This is a genomic window from Deltaproteobacteria bacterium IMCC39524, assembly GCA_029667085.1.
Lineage (GTDB): Bacteria > Desulfobacterota > Desulfuromonadia > Desulfuromonadales > BM103 > M0040.
On record JARUHJ010000014.1, the window covers coordinates 1 to 15,657 of the forward strand.

Annotated in this window: 12 protein-coding genes; 7 read left to right on the top strand and 5 right to left on the bottom strand. The window is 44.5% G+C overall.

Going from position 1 to position 15,657, the window contains the following annotated elements:
• Positions 1 to 736 precede the first annotated feature (736 nt).
• Positions 737 to 1,000, top strand: coding sequence for an SHOCT domain-containing protein (locus tag P9J64_17300; GenBank protein ID MDG5470075.1), 264 nt, complete (start codon positions 737 to 739; stop codon positions 998 to 1,000).
• An 847-nt stretch (positions 1,001 to 1,847) separates the two neighbouring features.
• Here P9J64_17300 and P9J64_17305 read toward each other — a convergent pair.
• Positions 1,848 to 2,150: a PilZ domain-containing protein gene (locus P9J64_17305; GenBank protein MDG5470076.1), complete on the bottom strand. Its 303-nt coding sequence runs from the start codon at positions 2,148 to 2,150 to the stop codon at positions 1,848 to 1,850.
• A gap of 445 nt (positions 2,151 to 2,595) precedes the next feature.
• Complete coding sequence (locus tag P9J64_17310) at positions 2,596 to 2,958, bottom strand: response regulator (GenBank protein ID MDG5470077.1); 363 nt, start codon at positions 2,956 to 2,958, stop codon at positions 2,596 to 2,598.
• Between the two features lie 447 nt (positions 2,959 to 3,405).
• On the opposite strand from P9J64_17310, the gene P9J64_17315 reads away from it, so the two are divergent.
• Positions 3,406 to 3,777: a response regulator gene (locus P9J64_17315; protein ID MDG5470078.1), complete on the top strand. Its 372-nt coding sequence runs from the start codon at positions 3,406 to 3,408 to the stop codon at positions 3,775 to 3,777.
• A gap of 1,250 nt (positions 3,778 to 5,027) precedes the next feature.
• Positions 5,028 to 5,399: an STAS/SEC14 domain-containing protein gene (locus tag P9J64_17320; GenBank protein ID MDG5470079.1), complete on the top strand. Its 372-nt coding sequence runs from the start codon at positions 5,028 to 5,030 to the stop codon at positions 5,397 to 5,399.
• 414 nt (positions 5,400 to 5,813) lie between these two features.
• On the opposite strand, the gene P9J64_17325 is transcribed toward P9J64_17320, so the two are convergent.
• Positions 5,814 to 6,962 (bottom strand): MFS transporter, encoded by a 1,149-nt coding sequence (locus P9J64_17325; protein MDG5470080.1) that lies wholly within the window; start codon positions 6,960 to 6,962, stop codon positions 5,814 to 5,816.
• An 81-nt stretch (positions 6,963 to 7,043) separates the two neighbouring features.
• Here P9J64_17325 and P9J64_17330 point away from each other — a divergent pair, with 81 nt between their 5' ends.
• The 4 genes from P9J64_17330 to P9J64_17345 all read left to right on the top strand — a co-directional run bounded on the left by P9J64_17330 (position 7,044) and on the right by P9J64_17345 (position 12,064).
• Positions 7,044 to 7,877 (top strand): helix-turn-helix transcriptional regulator, encoded by an 834-nt coding sequence (locus P9J64_17330; protein MDG5470081.1) that lies wholly within the window; start codon positions 7,044 to 7,046, stop codon positions 7,875 to 7,877.
• A gap of 558 nt (positions 7,878 to 8,435) precedes the next feature.
• On the top strand, positions 8,436 to 9,425 hold the full coding sequence (locus P9J64_17335) for a MopE-related protein (GenBank protein ID MDG5470082.1): 990 nt from the start codon (positions 8,436 to 8,438) through the stop codon (positions 9,423 to 9,425).
• Between the two features lie 367 nt (positions 9,426 to 9,792).
• Positions 9,793 to 11,547, top strand: a complete 1,755-nt coding sequence (locus P9J64_17340; protein ID MDG5470083.1) for a methyl-accepting chemotaxis protein — start codon at positions 9,793 to 9,795, stop codon at positions 11,545 to 11,547.
• A 10-nt stretch (positions 11,548 to 11,557) separates the two neighbouring features.
• Positions 11,558 to 12,064 carry a chemotaxis protein CheW gene (locus P9J64_17345; protein ID MDG5470084.1) on the top strand — a complete coding sequence of 169 codons (507 nt, stop codon included), beginning with the start codon at positions 11,558 to 11,560 and terminating at the stop codon, positions 12,062 to 12,064.
• A 496-nt stretch (positions 12,065 to 12,560) separates the two neighbouring features.
• On the opposite strand, the gene P9J64_17350 is transcribed toward P9J64_17345, so the two are convergent.
• On the bottom strand, positions 12,561 to 13,358 hold the full coding sequence (locus P9J64_17350) for an ABC transporter substrate-binding protein (protein ID MDG5470085.1): 798 nt from the start codon (positions 13,356 to 13,358) through the stop codon (positions 12,561 to 12,563).
• A gap of 20 nt (positions 13,359 to 13,378) precedes the next feature.
• Complete coding sequence (locus P9J64_17355) at positions 13,379 to 15,100, bottom strand: PAS domain-containing sensor histidine kinase (GenBank protein MDG5470086.1); 1,722 nt, start codon at positions 15,098 to 15,100, stop codon at positions 13,379 to 13,381.
• Positions 15,101 to 15,657: the final 557 nt, after the last annotated feature.

Below are 15,657 nucleotides of genomic sequence, written 5' to 3' on the forward strand. Positions count from 1 at the left end.
GGCAGAACACTACTGTTCACTGATGAGATTTGAACAGTCAAGCTTATCAATGGAAATAGATTCACCAACGCCATGTTGACTGCACCCGATTAAAATGATTGTGATTGTAATTTCCCACAAGTCACGATTTGCAGTAACCTGGGATTCCTGCCGGAGAGTATTCCTATTAATGCTGTTGCAACTCTTTCTTACATCATCTAAGGACTTATAGTACTCCTCTTCGCCATGCTGCCATCACTTCTCAGGGGCCAGGCCAAAGGTTCTATTGCCATAGTTTCACAAACAACTTCCGCTGACGTCCTCTAAGAAACGTCCCTGGATGAAGTTCTCTCTGGTACGTGCGCACATAGAGCGAAGCGCGTAGCCGAGCGACCGCTTCTGCTTCGGGAACCTGTGCGCTATGAAGATGCGCTATACAACACAAAAACACATCAAACTACCGTTATCATTGACTTATAGATATAGCGCAGCCTGGTAGCGCACCTGCCTCAGCAAGGAGGATCAAAAACCTTCTTCCTGGTCTAGAGTTGCAATAATATTTTCTATCTTGTAAACCTTTCTAATCATTGTCCGTCCAACCCTACAAACTTAGGAGGGTTCCATGAAAACTTGTGTAAAGCTAATCATTCTATCGTTGCTCATAGTATCTGCTTTATCCATAAGCGGTTGTGGCATTTGTCATTCCTGGCATGGACACGACCATAGCTGCTCAGACCATCAACACTGAGGAGACAAAATGCATTCACATTCAATGGGCAACTGGTTCTGTGGACCTGAAGGACTCTTCGGCTTTCATTTCGGTGGATTTTTTTATCTCATCTTTTGGGTGGCAGGCTTAATGCTACTATTCATGCTTTTTCGTACCTTGTTCGCAAACAAGCAGAACAATGCTACTACGACAGGAAACTGGTCTTCTGCATTATCGATACTTGAGAATCGTTATGCCTCTGGTGAAATTGACCAGGAAGAGTTTTTACAAAAGAAAAAGGATTTGAAGTAGGCCTAATGCCTTACGATTAAGGGCCCCTCTGCACATCCTCAAGAGACGACTTCGGGATGTAGCGCAGCCTGGACGCACAGAGAGCGAAGCGATCAATTCTGCTTCGGGAACCTGTGCGCTATGACGATGAGCTATACAACACAAAAGCACATCAAACCACCGTTATCATTGACTTATAGCGATAGCGCAGCCTGGTAGCGCACCTGCCTCATATAGACTTCAATTAAGGGGGTGTTTTTTCTCTTGACATACCTGACCAAAAAGGTAAGATATCAACCATCAGAGCATAGTTCTTCATTGTAACCTCCTAAAAGCAAAACCCATAGAACCCGTTGCCCCACTCTCCCCCTCCTGGATTGTGGGGCTTTTTTTTATTACAATGCAGGGTTTCTAGTAAACACCTCAAAAACGCCACTTCTTATCATCAAAACAATGCGAGGGGACTTTTAAGAGACATCTTCTTACTTTAAGAAAATCAGATTCAATAGTGATCAAAGTTTGAATTATGTAGTGAAATATCTATAAAACAATGTTATAAAAATTTACCACAATTTCTCTTCATGCTTTTGCATATTGAGAAAAGCCCCTGTCACATAGGGTGGCAGGGGCTCCCTTATTTGTTACGACCGTTGGGATGAAAGCTAGCTTTTGATAGGGCTATTCAGTAAGCTCTTTAACACACAAATTTATGGCCGCATGGATCATTTCCGAGCGGCCATTTTTATTTATCAGGGTAAGCAAGAATTTCGCAAACAATCCGTCTGAATACTTCAAAACGATGCGAGATAAATAGTAAAGCCCCAACCGGGGGTGGCTGGGGCTTGGAGGTAGAGCTTAAAGACTTAGACTAAGCCGGAGTAGACACGAAAGAACAACCCATAACCTGATCGTTTTGCCAAACCGGTTTGACGACTTCCCTGGTGAGGGGAAATGGCATAGCATCTACAGAGCAACCGAGGACTTTGAGTAAACTCTTCTCCGAACAGAGATCGAGTTCTTTGGGATGAATGTTCAGTTCGAGCCGAACCCCACCTTCGCTTATATCAATAATCCACGCACTAAAAGTCTTTTTTGTGCCAAGCACTTGAAGCATGCATGCACCATTTTTGATTTTATACCGTTCAAACTTTCGGGTCTTGTCGGTATTCATTTTCTTGTGCGTCCCGACACGATAGCCATTGGGAGCAAGGTCCTCAGGTGCCTCTCTACAATAATCAATACTGCATTGTAAGCGCCGACAAAGTGTGTGCAAAGTCCCTTCACAATAACTTTCCACCAGCAAACGAGATTGTCTATCGCTCGACTTGTATCGATACGTTTTGTAATAGCTACAGTCTTTAGAATGTTCGCAGGACATAACACCTCTTAAAATAAAATTAAGCTTTTGGAAATTTAAGCTATTCAAGCGCCTTTGTGAACTAAAAAGCATTTAATTATCTATAGTTAACTCGCTCGGAGTATATCCACTCCCTGGTCACTAAAAGCCAAAAACAAGTTTCTCCGTTTTTGAGATTGATAGTGTAGACACGCCCCAGAGAAGAAACCCTGCCTCGGTGCACATCAATGCAACATTCCTTGAGCACTCAAATTGTTACTTAGCAGGCCAAAACCTTCTTCGTATTGTATATCAGGCTTGCTTGGTGGACGGGTTTAACAAGGTAGTCAATGGCACCATGTCTTTTCGCCTCAACCAGGGACTTTAGGCGAGGACTGCCTGTGATGATTACAATTCTGCAATCTGGCTGAAGAACTTTGAGACTCCGAATTGCTTCAATACCGTTCTCAGTGCCAAAGCCTATGTCTAGGAAAAGTAAATCAAAAGACTCTTGATGCATTTGCTTGATACAAGAGGTTAATGAGTCTGCTGTTTCAACGTGATACCCCTCTCCTTGTAAGAACTCAGAGAAGGTGAATCGAATACATTCTTCGTCATCAGCGACCAGGATATTTTGTTTCATTGATACTCACTCTTCAATTAGTCGGAAGCTCTATAGCTCGAGTTACAGGCAGAATAGATAAAGCAATGCTCGTGCCAGTGGAAAAAGGTGCGCAGATGAGTGAGAGTTGAACTTTGAAAAAGGTCGTCTTACCGATGCGTTAACTGGTTTCCTATTTATATAATGTAAAGCTGACCTTGAAATTCGTTGTGTGTCAGTAGTGTCTGTATGTCACAGATAAGGAAAGACCTTGGCACAGTCATGGTCACCAGGGTTCGATCCTTGGTGGCCGTTTGTGTATCTGGAGAACACAATTTCCCTCTGTGAAAACAGAAGCAGTGGCAGGAATATCTTGTACCGTAACTAACTAATAAACATATTAATGTTTTGAATTTAATATAATTTGTATTGACGTATTTGCATCCACCCACTAGCTTCAATGGAACGTTGTTTTACTGGGAGAGTTTTATGCATAAGCATATTTTGATTATTGATGATGATCGTCTTGTTCTTTCTATGGCTGAAGATTTTTTAAGTGAAGCTGGTTATAAGGTTTCAACTGCCGAATGTGGCATCTATTCAAACCATATAATTTATAGCAGGACCCCACCCGATCTCATTCTGATGGATGTTATGATGCCATTTATGTCGGGAGTCAAGAAAACACAACTCCTTAAACAACGTGAGAAAAGCCAACAAATCCCTATCGTGTTGATCTCATCTAAAGGTGAGCAAGAACTTAAAGGTCTGGCTGATGAAGCCAATGCAGATGGCTACCTGCCGAAGCCCTTTACGGAGAACTCTTTGGTCGATAAAGCCAAACATTTTATTGCTGCTTAACCCTCTGATCTCAAGTGCCTTACGACTAAACAATGTCCTAAAAGTCACCACTGTCGAGACAAAAACGGGCGTGTTATTGATAGGGATATTTGAGAGACTCTTTAATCCGCAAATTGAAGGCCACTTGGATCATCTCCAGGTGGCCTTTCCTATTTGTCAGGTCTTCTGAAAGGATCGGTAAACGGATGCGAAAGGAAGTTCCAGCGTTGTGATTGTTCTCGACTGAAATATCGCTATTAATTGTCACACTGCTCAATAAGCTTTTGAGCTGCTCGGAGGGCGCTGAGGTAGTTAAAGAAACCAAAGGATGCGAAGATTGTCAGCAGTAAAAACATTATTATGTAAGACATCATATTCTCCTTGTATGGGGAAGTTTTGTCTTATGATGCCTATGTAATGTTTAAAACTTGTTATGAACTTGTTTGAATTAAGTCAATTTTGGTGGGCTAGAGAGCTTGAAACAGGCTGAATGATTGTTGTTGACGGCTGGCGAGATGGGCTAACCATTCTTGGGTTGCACGACACCCGAGAAGAAAACCGACTTGTTATTGATAGCGTTATGTAGAAAGCTCTTTAATCCGTAAAACAATGGCCACTTGGATCGTCTTCAGGTGGCCTTTAGCTTTTGTGGTGCGTATTTGCACAGTTCATGTTCGTTATACTTCGATGAACATTTTACGAGATCACACGTATATTTCTCTTGAAAGAATAGATAAATTAACAACCATCGAAGACTTGCTGTGGCAGGCGGGTCTGAGACAACCTTCTTCAGAACCTCCAAAAAATTATTGCCCCACCGCTCCCAACCTCCTGAGCTGTGGGGTTCTTTTTTGGTAACTTGAGAGGCCCTTGTTCTCTAGTCAGAGGGGGACTAGAAAATGAATGAAAAAATCGAGTTTTTAGTTCTGACTGTTTTGTATAGCTCTATGCTTTTCGCAGGCATAAAGCTTCTATTGTTTATGTTCAAAAAATAGAGGCGTTGATTCGCGGTTTGAATATCCTCACATGATGTTTCTCAAAAGTCACCACATATGAGGTGAAAACTGGCTTCTTGTTGATCGAGACATTTAGGAAGATAAAACTATGGCCACCAGGGTTCGATCCTTGGTGGCCTTTTCTTACATTGTAGGGCTTGTGGTCTTGAAGGAACTGGAACAATCTTGCTCTTGTTATCCTTAACGGTACTGCTAATATTGAAATGTAAAAGGTTGTCTTTTCGACACTATAAAGTTTCCAAAGGGGAAATCTAAATGCTAATAAACGAAGTAATGCTCGACGAAAAAATCCTTGTCATTACACCTGAAGGATCCTTGGAAAAGGCTGACTTTGAGACACTTTCCAAAGAAATAGATCCGTACATCGAAGCAATGGGCACACTTAAGGGCCTGATGATCTATAGTGAATCTTTCCCTGGGTGGGAAAACTTCGCGGCCTTACTATCCCATATAAAGTTCATCAAAGAGCATCATCATAATATTAAAAAAGTTGCAGCCGTGACAGATAGCGGCTTTTTGTCTATCTTGCCACGAGTTGCTGGCCATTTTGTTCAGGCCGAAGTTAAGCACTTCCCCTATCATGATAAAGATATTGCACTTGATTGGCTTAAGTCGGGTAACAACTAACAAGTGATTTTCAACGAAAGGGATATAAATCTGACCCTGATCGAATAATCCACTCAACCTAATCATGGGTTCTTATAAATCAAAATTATCAGTAATTCAGTGAATCCCCCGACAAGGTCGCTTGCTGCACGTCCTCTAAGAAACGTCCCTGGATGAAGTTCTCTCTGGTAAGTAAGCGCACATAGAGCGAAGCGAACGCTTCTGCTTCGGGAGCAGGGGGTCGCAAGTTCAAATCTTGTCATCCCGACCAGTGTTTACAAGGAGCGACCTTCCCGGGTTCGCTCTTTCTTTTTGTCCTCCGGGCCTATTCTGGTCCACACGTCAAATTTTCCGGTCCATTTGAAACGCATAGGGGCCAAGTCTCCCTTCTCCGGTCCACGATTTTGCTCCGGGGCGCTGTCCGGTACACTTCCTCTATCGTTGTGCTTTGCTAGGTTCTGGAAGAAAGAACGTAACAAGAACGTTGATCACTGGAAGCAAGGAAATTCCCCAGAAGACTGTCACAAGTCCGTAAATATCAGCGACCCAACCAAGTAGCGGTGCAGCAATCCCACCCGCAGCCACAGCTATCCCCAATGTCACCCCAGAAGCAAAACCGATATGGTTCGGCAAATACTTCTGACCAAGTACAACGGCAGGAGCATAGGTAGCCATCATCGCAAACCCGATGGGAATCAACACCATAAGAGCGACTGCAGGATTTTCAGTCTGAAGCAAAACAGGTGCAAGTGGCACAAGGAAGACAAACCCCATAAGCAAAACGCGACTATTGCCAATTCGGTCGGCGAGACGGCCACCTATCAGATTGCCTAAAACACCAGCTATAGTCATCGTAGAAAGAGCAATCCCACCTGCGGCCTTCGACTGACCCAACACATTCACCCAATACAAGGGGATAAACGTCAACAACCCAAAAAACATGACCGAGCGGACAGTCACACATAAAGAGAGAAAGGCAAATGGCCTCCACTCATCTTTTTGTTCTTCCACTTCTTTCCCTGCTGTCACCCCGACTGCATTAGAAACTTTCGGCAGAAACTTTGCGATAAGAATTGCCACTAAACAAACAGGAATCAGAAGGCCAAGACTACCTCTCAGATCAAACCAGAGAAGAGCAGATGTTATATAAAGTGGTCCTGCAGCAAAACCGAGCGTGCCACCAATTCCAAAAATGCTCATAGCGGCAGCTTTCTGTTCTCCACCGGACAAGTTGACTCGGCGTGCTGCCTCTGGATGGTATGCGGCAATACCAACACCACTGATTCCTGCAAGGAGCAGGATCAAATAGTAGTTTCCCACTAAGCCGATCAAAGCAATTCCAGACCCTGCCAATAGTAATGCTAAAGGCATCAACCATGCTTTCGAAGAGCGGTCAGCAGCATGTCCAAAAATAGGCTGAATGATCGTAGAGGTGATATTTGCCGCGAAGACAATACCTGCGGCAGCTGCGTAGGAAAAACCATGACTGTCCACCAGGAAAGGGAGCATCGCAGGAAGGGCCCCCTGGTTAAGATCCGTGACAAGGTGTCCTGCCGAAAGTAGGTAAATGGAGCGTTTGTTCATGATTTTGCCTTGCTGTCTATCCTACTAGTGACTTTGTCATGAATTGACTATACCCCCATCCACTGATATCTTTCTTGCGATATGTCGACAATAAATAACGCGAAAAGGACAAGATCAGCCAACAGGCAGCAAATTGAAGAGCTGCAGAAAACACCACGTTCAATCGTTGCATGGTCTGAGGACTATCCCAATGGACATGTCATCAGCATGCATCAACATGACCGAGCGCAGTTACTTTATGCTTCAATGGGTGTTATGACTGTTGAGACGTCTCACGGCCTCTGGGTCGTACCGCCATTACGCGCAGTATGGATTCCGGCCCTTGCAGACCACAAGATTACTTGCTCAGGCAAGGTATTGATGCGCACCCTCTACGTGAGACCAGACGCCTTGACTCAACCATTAGATAATTGTTGTGTCGTTTCGGTTTCACCACTGTTGCGAGAACTCATTCTTTACGCTGTCGAAATGCCAAGGCTGTATGACACGGCTGGTGCTGACGGGAGAATCGAGCGCGTCATCATTGATTGCATTGAAAGGCTTACTGTTGCACCCCTTGAACTTGCGACTCCTGAGAGCGAGAGGTTGCAAAGGATTCTGACAAGTTTAATAAAGGATCCATCTGATCAACGAACACTTTCAGAATGGGCGAGCCTGGTAGGCATGACGAGTCGTACCCTAGCCCGTCATATACAAGCAGAGACAAACCTCACATTTGGACAGTGGAGACAACAAATCAGACTACTTGAGGCACTGAGGAGATTAGGGAGAAAGGAAGCTGTTACAACAGTAGCTATCGACCTTGGGTATGATAGTCCCAGTGCATTTATTGCCATGTTCAAAAAAGCACTTGGAAGCACTCCCGGAAGATACTTCAAAGAAGTCTTGCCCTTGCGCGCCCCAAAACTGCACTAAAAATTTTCCCAAAGGATTCGGGAGCAGGGGGTCGCAAGTTCAAATCTTGTCATCCCGACCAGTCTATATAAGGAGCGACCTCCCCGGGGTCGCTCTTTCTTTTTGTCCTCCGGTCCATGTCCGGTCCGAAATCCTCTTCTATGTAGTAGTGAGTGTGTCAGGGAGTGATGTCTTTGGTGTTCCGGGGCGGGGTTTTGACTCCGGGTCAGATCCGGGGCTTTTTGAGGCGTTTTTGTGAGCTTTTATTATTAGAGATTTAGACTGGCCCAATCCAAACGAAATTGAACATTATCATTCTACCAAGTGTTATATAGCTGACAAAGTTACTGTGTTATCGCTATGTTGAAACTCTACCAAACCCATGTGCTGGTATTAATTATCATAAACTAACTAAAATTAGCCGCTTTTTCGGCTAGCTAGCCTTGGCACATAATGTGCCTTAAAGTCTAATGTTTTGTGGGATTAAATTGTTATGTAACGGGTAATTTACATGAGTGACCTTTCAAGTCACTCGATTTAGCCCATTCAAGGGCAAAACAATTTTAAGGAGGTTGGGAGATGAAGAGGAAAGGTATTGTTGTTCTTTTAATTGGCTTGATTGTCGCACCACTTATGCTCTCAGGTTTGGCAGAAGCCCGTCAGGCAATGTACAATAAACTTATGGGTAGTGGTATGTATCCTGCGCTTTATGGCACCAAATTTGATGTTCAAAGATGTCTTTGGTGCCATGTTGAAGACAGTGCAGGCCCCAGGAATGCTTATGGCCTTGATATCGAAGCATATTTTATAGCCAATAACACATGGGATGAGACCGCAGCCGCTATCGCAATTGAACCATTCGACTCTGACGGTGACGGGTATACAAATATTGAGGAACTGAACGCAGCAACATGGCCAGGATTCGCCGACGATAGCCCTGGCAGCACAATGTGTACGGATAATGATGGTGATGGCTATGCAATAGAGGGTGGTATTTGTGGTCAAGTTGACTGTAATGACAATGATCCAAGCATCCCCGTTTTTGAGAGCTCAGCCTATGGTGTTTGTAACGACGGGAAAGATAATGACTGTGACGGAACAGTCGATTGTCTTGACAGTAGTTGCGCTAGTGATCCTGCATGCCTCACCTGTACGGACAATGACACTGATGGTTATTCAGTAGAAGGCGGCGGTTGCGGTGCAGCTGATTGCAACGATAATGACCTAGCTGTAAGCCCAGGCGCGGTTGAGAACTGCTCTGATACGATTGATAATGACTGTGATGGTTTAGTTGATTGTTCTGACGCAGACTGCAACGGTGATATTGATTGTGCACCAACCTGTATTCCCGAAGCATCTCAAGAAAAAGGCAAAAAATGTAAAGACAGTATCGACAACGATTGCGATGGCGTAATCGACTCTGATGACCCGGATTGCGGAGGAGATACAGGTGACACAGGTGGCACAGAAGGCAAAGGTGGCACTTGTAGTGATACAATTGACAATGATGGTGATGGTCAAACCGATTGCGCTGACTCTGACTGCAGTAGAAATAAAGCTTGCAAGTAAACTAGAAAAGTAGATCCATTTAGAGGGGGAGCCCAGGCTCCCCCTTTTTTGTCCCTCAGCTAGCTCTCCCTCCCCACCCCCAAATTTTCACCTCAGGACCGAATTACATCTCTAAGTGACAATTTAAGTATCAGGAATGTAGCGTTTGTGTGTTCCGGGGCGGGGTTTTGCCTCCGGGTCACCTCTGGGGCTTTTCGGAGGGGTGCTTCATCTCTTGGAACAAGCTAAGTCAACAAACTTCTCTTAAATAATTATTTGCCCTTAACAAAGGGTAGTTTTTGAGGTTTTTGTAAGAGCAAGTCCCTATACTCCCCCGTGTAAATATTATTCCAACAGACAAGGAGAAGTAGCAATGCAGCTAGCAGACATGAAGGTAGGTAAGAGGATAGGACTGGGCTTTAGCATCGTACTCACCCTGATGCTTGTAATTATTGTCGTTACATTTTGGTCTTTAGACTCGGTTGAGAAAAGCACTAACCATGTCATTGACGAGAGTCTACCATTTACTTTGCTAGCTGATCGCATGGTTGTAAATACAGTTCAAGTTCAGCAATTCATGACTGACGCATCTGTAACTCACGACCGAGAAGTCATTAATGAAGCAAAAGAGCACTATCTGGAGTTCCAAGATGGTGTCAAAAAATTTAAAGAAATGTTTAGGGAAGAAGGTGACTCGGCCAGTCTCGCAAAAATGGACGAACTCATGGCTGCGATGGATGCACTATATGAGACTGGCGAGCTGATGACTGACACATATATCACAGAAGGGCTTGACGCTGGCAACGTAGTAATGGAAAAGCTTGACGGGGATTCAATAACCCTCGCAAACTTGGTGAGAGCGTTTCAGCAAACTCAAGTTAAAGAAATCCAGGAGATGTCTCAAGCAATTTTGGCGGCCTCTGATCAAGTTAAACTCCTACAGTTAACTCTTGGAGCCACTGCGCTCCTTCTAGGGATCATCATTGCTTGGCTCATTACAAGAAGTATCGTAAAGCCTTTGAATGTCGCCCTTGCAACAGCTCAATCTCTTGCTGTCGGTGACATGACCATGAGTATTGACTCAACAAGCCGTGACGAAACTGGCCAATTGCTTGTGGCAATGAAGGAAATGATCGTATCAAATCAAAAGGTAGCCGATATGGCAGCAAACGTTGCGGAAGGCGATCTTGATATTGAGTTGATTCAGAGGTCAGACAAAGACGAACTTATTGAAGCCTTAGCCAACATGGTCAGCAAGCTAAAAGATGTCATATCCAACGTAAAGCTATCGGTAGAGAATGTTGCCTCTGGCGCTCAGGCAATGAGTGCTTCCTCTGAAGAGATGTCCCAAGGAGCAAGTGAGCAAGCAGCAGCAGCGGAAGAAGCATCCAGCAGCGTTGAGCAAATGACTGCTAACATTCGCCAAAATGCTGACAACGCTATTGAAACAGAAAAAATTGCCCTGAGTGCAGCACAGGATGCCAGCGAGGGTGGCGAGGCCGTCAATGCAACGGTTGGAGCCATGAAAGAGATTGCCGAGAAGATCATGATCATCGAGGAAATTTCTCGCCAAACAAACTTGCTCGCACTCAATGCCGCCATCGAAGCAGCTCGTGCCGGAGAACATGGTAAGGGCTTTGCAGTTGTCGCAGCTGAAGTTAGAAAACTGGCCGAACGCAGCCAGGTTGCTGCCGGAGAGATCAATGAGCTTTCTACCAGCAGCGTCGCTGTAGCCCAGAAGGCTGGGGAAATATTAGGCCAACTCGTTCCCAACATTCAGCAGACGGCAGAACTTGTCCAGGAAATCAGTGCTGCCAGCAGGGAACAAGATGCCGGTGCAGATCAGATAGCAAAGAGCATTCAGCAACTGGACGCTGTCATCCAACAGAATGCCTCAGCTTCGGAGGAAATGGCATCAACTTCAGAGGAGCTCTCAGGGCAATCTGAACAACTGGAAGAAATGGTGAGCTTTTTCAAAATGAAGGGCACTGATTTCACTAGAGCGAAAAGGAGAAAAGAGGTACATCGAAATATAAGCGTTGCACAAATTGCTGACAGTCGTTTCAGTCAAGAGGTCAATGAGGCCCAATACCAAGCTGGCGCATCATTTGATAAGACAGATAATGAATTTGAACAGTATTGAGGAGGCTGCTATGAGTGAACAATACGAAATAAGCAGCCAACAATATGTGACATTCAGACTTTCACAAGAAAACTTTGGCGTTGAGGTCTCACGTACCAAAGAGATTCTCAGTCTGACGAACATAACAAAAGTCCCTCAAACACCTAACTACCTCCTTGGCGTCATTAATTTGCGTGGACAAGTTGTCCCCGTGGTCGATATGCGCCTTAAGCTAGGTTTGGAGGCCGGTAAAGAAACAGAAGACACTTGCATCATAGTTGTAGAAATATTGGTCGAGAATGAAACGATAACCGTCGGAGCTCTGGCTGATGCAGTCAATGAAGTCTTGGAGATTCGCAGTGACCATATCGAACCTCCCCCTAGGCTTGGTACGCGTTTAAAGACAGGCTACATATCAGGAATGGGTAAAGTAGAGGATCAATTCTTGATTCTTCTCGAGATTGATAAAGTATTCAGTAGCGATGAGCTGGCTTGGGTTCAGGATGCAGAGCAAACAAGAGTGCCTGAAGAACTCTGAGAAAGGATAGACTAGACGCGAGGCTATAGATCTCCACATATAACAATCTCAATTTCGCCCCAGCCATCCCCGGTTGGGGCTTTTTCATTTCCACAATTCTGCCTCCCCACCCACCCCCCAATTTTCACCTCAGGACCGGAATTGGGCCGGACTGTCCAGCTGACTTTCCAGAATTCCAGAAAAACAGAGCATCCCCGTTCGCAACCCAAAGAATTACCAATTCTGTGCACCAAAATTCAACCAAAGGAAACCACCAAAACAAAAGATACTTGGCTCAAGGGTGAACAAGGATGAGGTTCTTCCTGGAGGTGCCAGCTTTTAGCGCACAGTGAGCATAGCGAACGCTTCTGCTTCGGGAACCCGTGCGCTATAGACATATTTTGATGATTTACGCAGTTGTAGTAGATAAATGCTTGGCGCTACACATCAGCTCAAGCCAAAATCCCCAAGCATCCATCAATTTACATTCGGGTGATCAACTGAAACATCACAAAAGCTATTCTGCCTTGAGGTAGAGATCAAACAATTCCTGGTAACGACCAGAGGCCTTAAGTTGGTCAAAAGCCGCTTGCCATATCCTGATCATCTCGTCGGGGGTCTCTTTTGAAAAAGCAAGATAGCCCTCGGATTCCATAATTTTAACTGCTGCTTTTCGAAGTTTGGTAGTTTGTGAGCGTTGAGGATTCAGTACCAATTGAGACAGGTTGGACAGAGGAGTCATGCTTACTCTGCCTAAAGAAAGCATATTGACGCAACTTGCGTAACTGTTTGCCAAGTATAAATTTTCAAACCCCTGGCGCTCAAAATAGCGGTGATGCACATTGCCTCGCAGGACACAGATCGACTCCAGGCCTTTCGCCTCTTCCAAGTTCTTTACCTTAGTTGGATAATCAATATTCTCGTATAAATGGGTTACAGACCTCTGTAATGGCCCGACCCATTTTAATTCTTTTTCACGCTTCTCTGTTCGGTTGACATTAAAAAGAGCATACCCGGGATTAGTTTGAAGAATTAAAAGACCGCGTTTGAAAGGTATCTCTTCTATCATTTTCGTATACCCAACGCCTTGCATCATCGCCCTGACCAATTCAATGTTAAAAGCGCGTCTCCCGGCATGCTCCTTTCCTCGCAACTCACCGGCTTCATTCACATAACCCTGATCCTCAACGCTATGCGTCAAAAAAGTTATCTGCGATACCTCTGCAGAGAAAACGGATGCCACTGACGCCTCAAGAAGTAAAACCAACACAAATACCATTACTTTTCCTGCGTAAAACCAAATATGCAAATTCATTGAAACGCCCTCATTCCCATTCAGACGGTCAAGTTGACCGGCAAGCACAAAGTGATAGTGGTACCTCCACCTTCCTTACTTTCCACGTTAATCTCACCACGATGTTGTTCAACGATATTTTTCACGACGACCATTCCAAGTCCCACACCAAAGCCTTTTGTGGAAAAAAGGGGCTCAAACACCCTCTTTTGAGTTTCTTTCGCCATGCCTACTCCATTATCGCGGATCTTGATCTCATACTTCCCATCGAGTGATCGAGTTGAAATCATTAGCTGTTTTTTTTCTAAACTCCCATCCTGAAGAGCGTGAACAGCATTATCGATCAGGTTGATCACAATCTGTCGCAACTTCTCCTGATCAAACCATGCCTTTACACCGCTGGAAAAATTCAAGTCACAGTGGATTCCCAATGGCATGGTTTGTTCAGCGATCACTTCCCTCAACCAGTCATCAAGAGAGGTCTCCAAAAGATTCAACCTTTTAACCCGCGCGTAGTCATTCAACTCTTCAATAATCGTCACACATCTCTCAATGCTACGCTCAGCCAGTGCGATAGAACGGTTCACCAGGCTCGGATCATTTCTTTCAAGACTGTCAATTACGGAAAACAGAGAGGCCTGAATAGTTCCAAGCGGATTGCGAAGCTCATGACTGACAGTGGCGGTCAATTTACCTAGTGTGGCAAGCCGCTCACGCTGTAGCAGTTCATCATGTGCATCTTTAAGCTTTTGAGTTTGCTCTTCAACAAGAAGTTCCAACTGATCACGATATTTGAACAACTCCTCTTCGGCTTTGGTGAGATCGGTTATATCAATGATACTGACAGGGAGATTTCTGAAACCATCCAAGGTCTCCGGGATAGAAAAGGAGATAATAGTGTTGAGCTCTTTGCCATCGAGAGTGAGAAAGGTTGCTTTAGAACGAAAGCTCTTTTTTTTGTTCCAAAGGGCACAGAGTTCTTCAATTAAGGTCTCAATCGTGGTCGGGCCAAAGGTTTTGTCAATGTTGGTGAGCATATCATCGTGGCTTTGGGCGCCAAAGAGCTTTAGGGTCGCCTCGTTCACCTGCAGGACTTTGACCTTGTAAGCCATCTCCCAGGCCGCTTCAGGGTTTTCTTGAAGGTGTTGGCGCAAGTCTGTGACACCTTTTTTGCGTAAGCCCTCCAAAGTCTCTACCACCTCTGAGATGTCCTCGTTCCAGATCGAAACTTCAGTGTTCTCAAAAAGCCCTCTAAACCGTCTCTCACTGGCTTGCAAAGACTTTTCACGATTCTGGATTTTACTCGACATATCAGAGAATTTACTTGCCAGAGAACTCAATTCTTCCAATTCGATCTGAGGAGGTGCTCCAGCATAATCTCCCGAAGCGACTTGCTCCGTCCACAAGCCAAGACCTTCCAGTGGCTTTACGAGGTGCTCTCTGAATAGTTTCTTCATCAAAAAGGAAAGAGACACAACGATGACAAAGGCCAGAAAGAGGCTGTAAACCAGAAGCCGTGAAAGAGAGGCTGCATACGATGCTCCACTGAGCCCTATTTTGACATGACCAATCACCTGACCATTGTGGACAACATCCTTCTGGCCATAAATTACTTTTGAATTATCAACTCTTTCTTTAGTGAAAAAAGCCTCCTCGTTGTGCTTTGAGAAAACTTGCAGACTCACGACCTCAGTCCCGGTCATATAGGCATCACCAATCAGATTGACGGCGTTATCATCCAAAGACCAAAGAGGGCTTTCCATACTCTGGCTAAGAAGAATTAGATGCCTTTCTAACTGCTTTTTGTGAGCGGTATTTGATTGGGCCAAAGCAATCAAATAATTGACAATCAGCACGACTGAAAACGCACAGACAATTAAAAGTATGCTTCCCAATGTAATTTTCTGTACAAGGCTTTTCTTTTCCATCAACTCAAACCCTTCTTATCCAAATTTTCAAACTAAAAAAACATATCATAACCATTCTTTAAAACTAAATTTATCTGGTCAGTAAGAAGTTTCATCTCTTAATTAAAGCGTAATCGCAAAAAAAACTGACTTCGGGATGTAGCGCTGCCTGGTAGCGCACCTGCCTCATATAGACTTCAATTAGTGGGGTATTTTTTCTCTTTACATACCTGACCAAAAAGGTAAGATATAAACCAGAAGATACTTCTTCATCTTCTACCTCCTAAAAACCCATAGAACCCTTTGCCCTACAGATCACCTCCTGACTGTGGGGCTTTTTTTGTGTAGCTTCTCTGGTCACACCAATATGGTCACACCGCCAGCTATATATTTATGAAAGGACTTCCGCTGAC

Coding starts and splice junctions, on each gene's coding strand:
- P9J64_17300 (MDG5470075.1), top strand. CDS start 737: ATGCATTCACATTCAATGGGCAACTGGTTCTGTGGACCTGAAGGACTC.
- P9J64_17305 (MDG5470076.1), bottom strand. CDS start 2,150: ATGAATACCGACAAGACCCGAAAGTTTGAACGGTATAAAATCAAAAAT.
- P9J64_17310 (MDG5470077.1), bottom strand. CDS start 2,958: ATGAAACAAAATATCCTGGTCGCTGATGACGAAGAATGTATTCGATTC.
- P9J64_17315 (MDG5470078.1), top strand. CDS start 3,406: ATGCATAAGCATATTTTGATTATTGATGATGATCGTCTTGTTCTTTCT.
- P9J64_17320 (MDG5470079.1), top strand. CDS start 5,028: ATGCTAATAAACGAAGTAATGCTCGACGAAAAAATCCTTGTCATTACA.
- P9J64_17325 (MDG5470080.1), bottom strand. CDS start 6,962: ATGAACAAACGCTCCATTTACCTACTTTCGGCAGGACACCTTGTCACG.
- P9J64_17330 (MDG5470081.1), top strand. CDS start 7,044: ATGTCGACAATAAATAACGCGAAAAGGACAAGATCAGCCAACAGGCAG.
- P9J64_17335 (MDG5470082.1), top strand. CDS start 8,436: ATGAAGAGGAAAGGTATTGTTGTTCTTTTAATTGGCTTGATTGTCGCA.
- P9J64_17340 (MDG5470083.1), top strand. CDS start 9,793: ATGAAGGTAGGTAAGAGGATAGGACTGGGCTTTAGCATCGTACTCACC.
- P9J64_17345 (MDG5470084.1), top strand. CDS start 11,558: ATGAGTGAACAATACGAAATAAGCAGCCAACAATATGTGACATTCAGA.
- P9J64_17350 (MDG5470085.1), bottom strand. CDS start 13,358: ATGAATTTGCATATTTGGTTTTACGCAGGAAAAGTAATGGTATTTGTG.
- P9J64_17355 (MDG5470086.1), bottom strand. CDS start 15,100: ATGGAAAGCCCTCTTTGGTCTTTGGATGATAACGCCGTCAATCTGATT.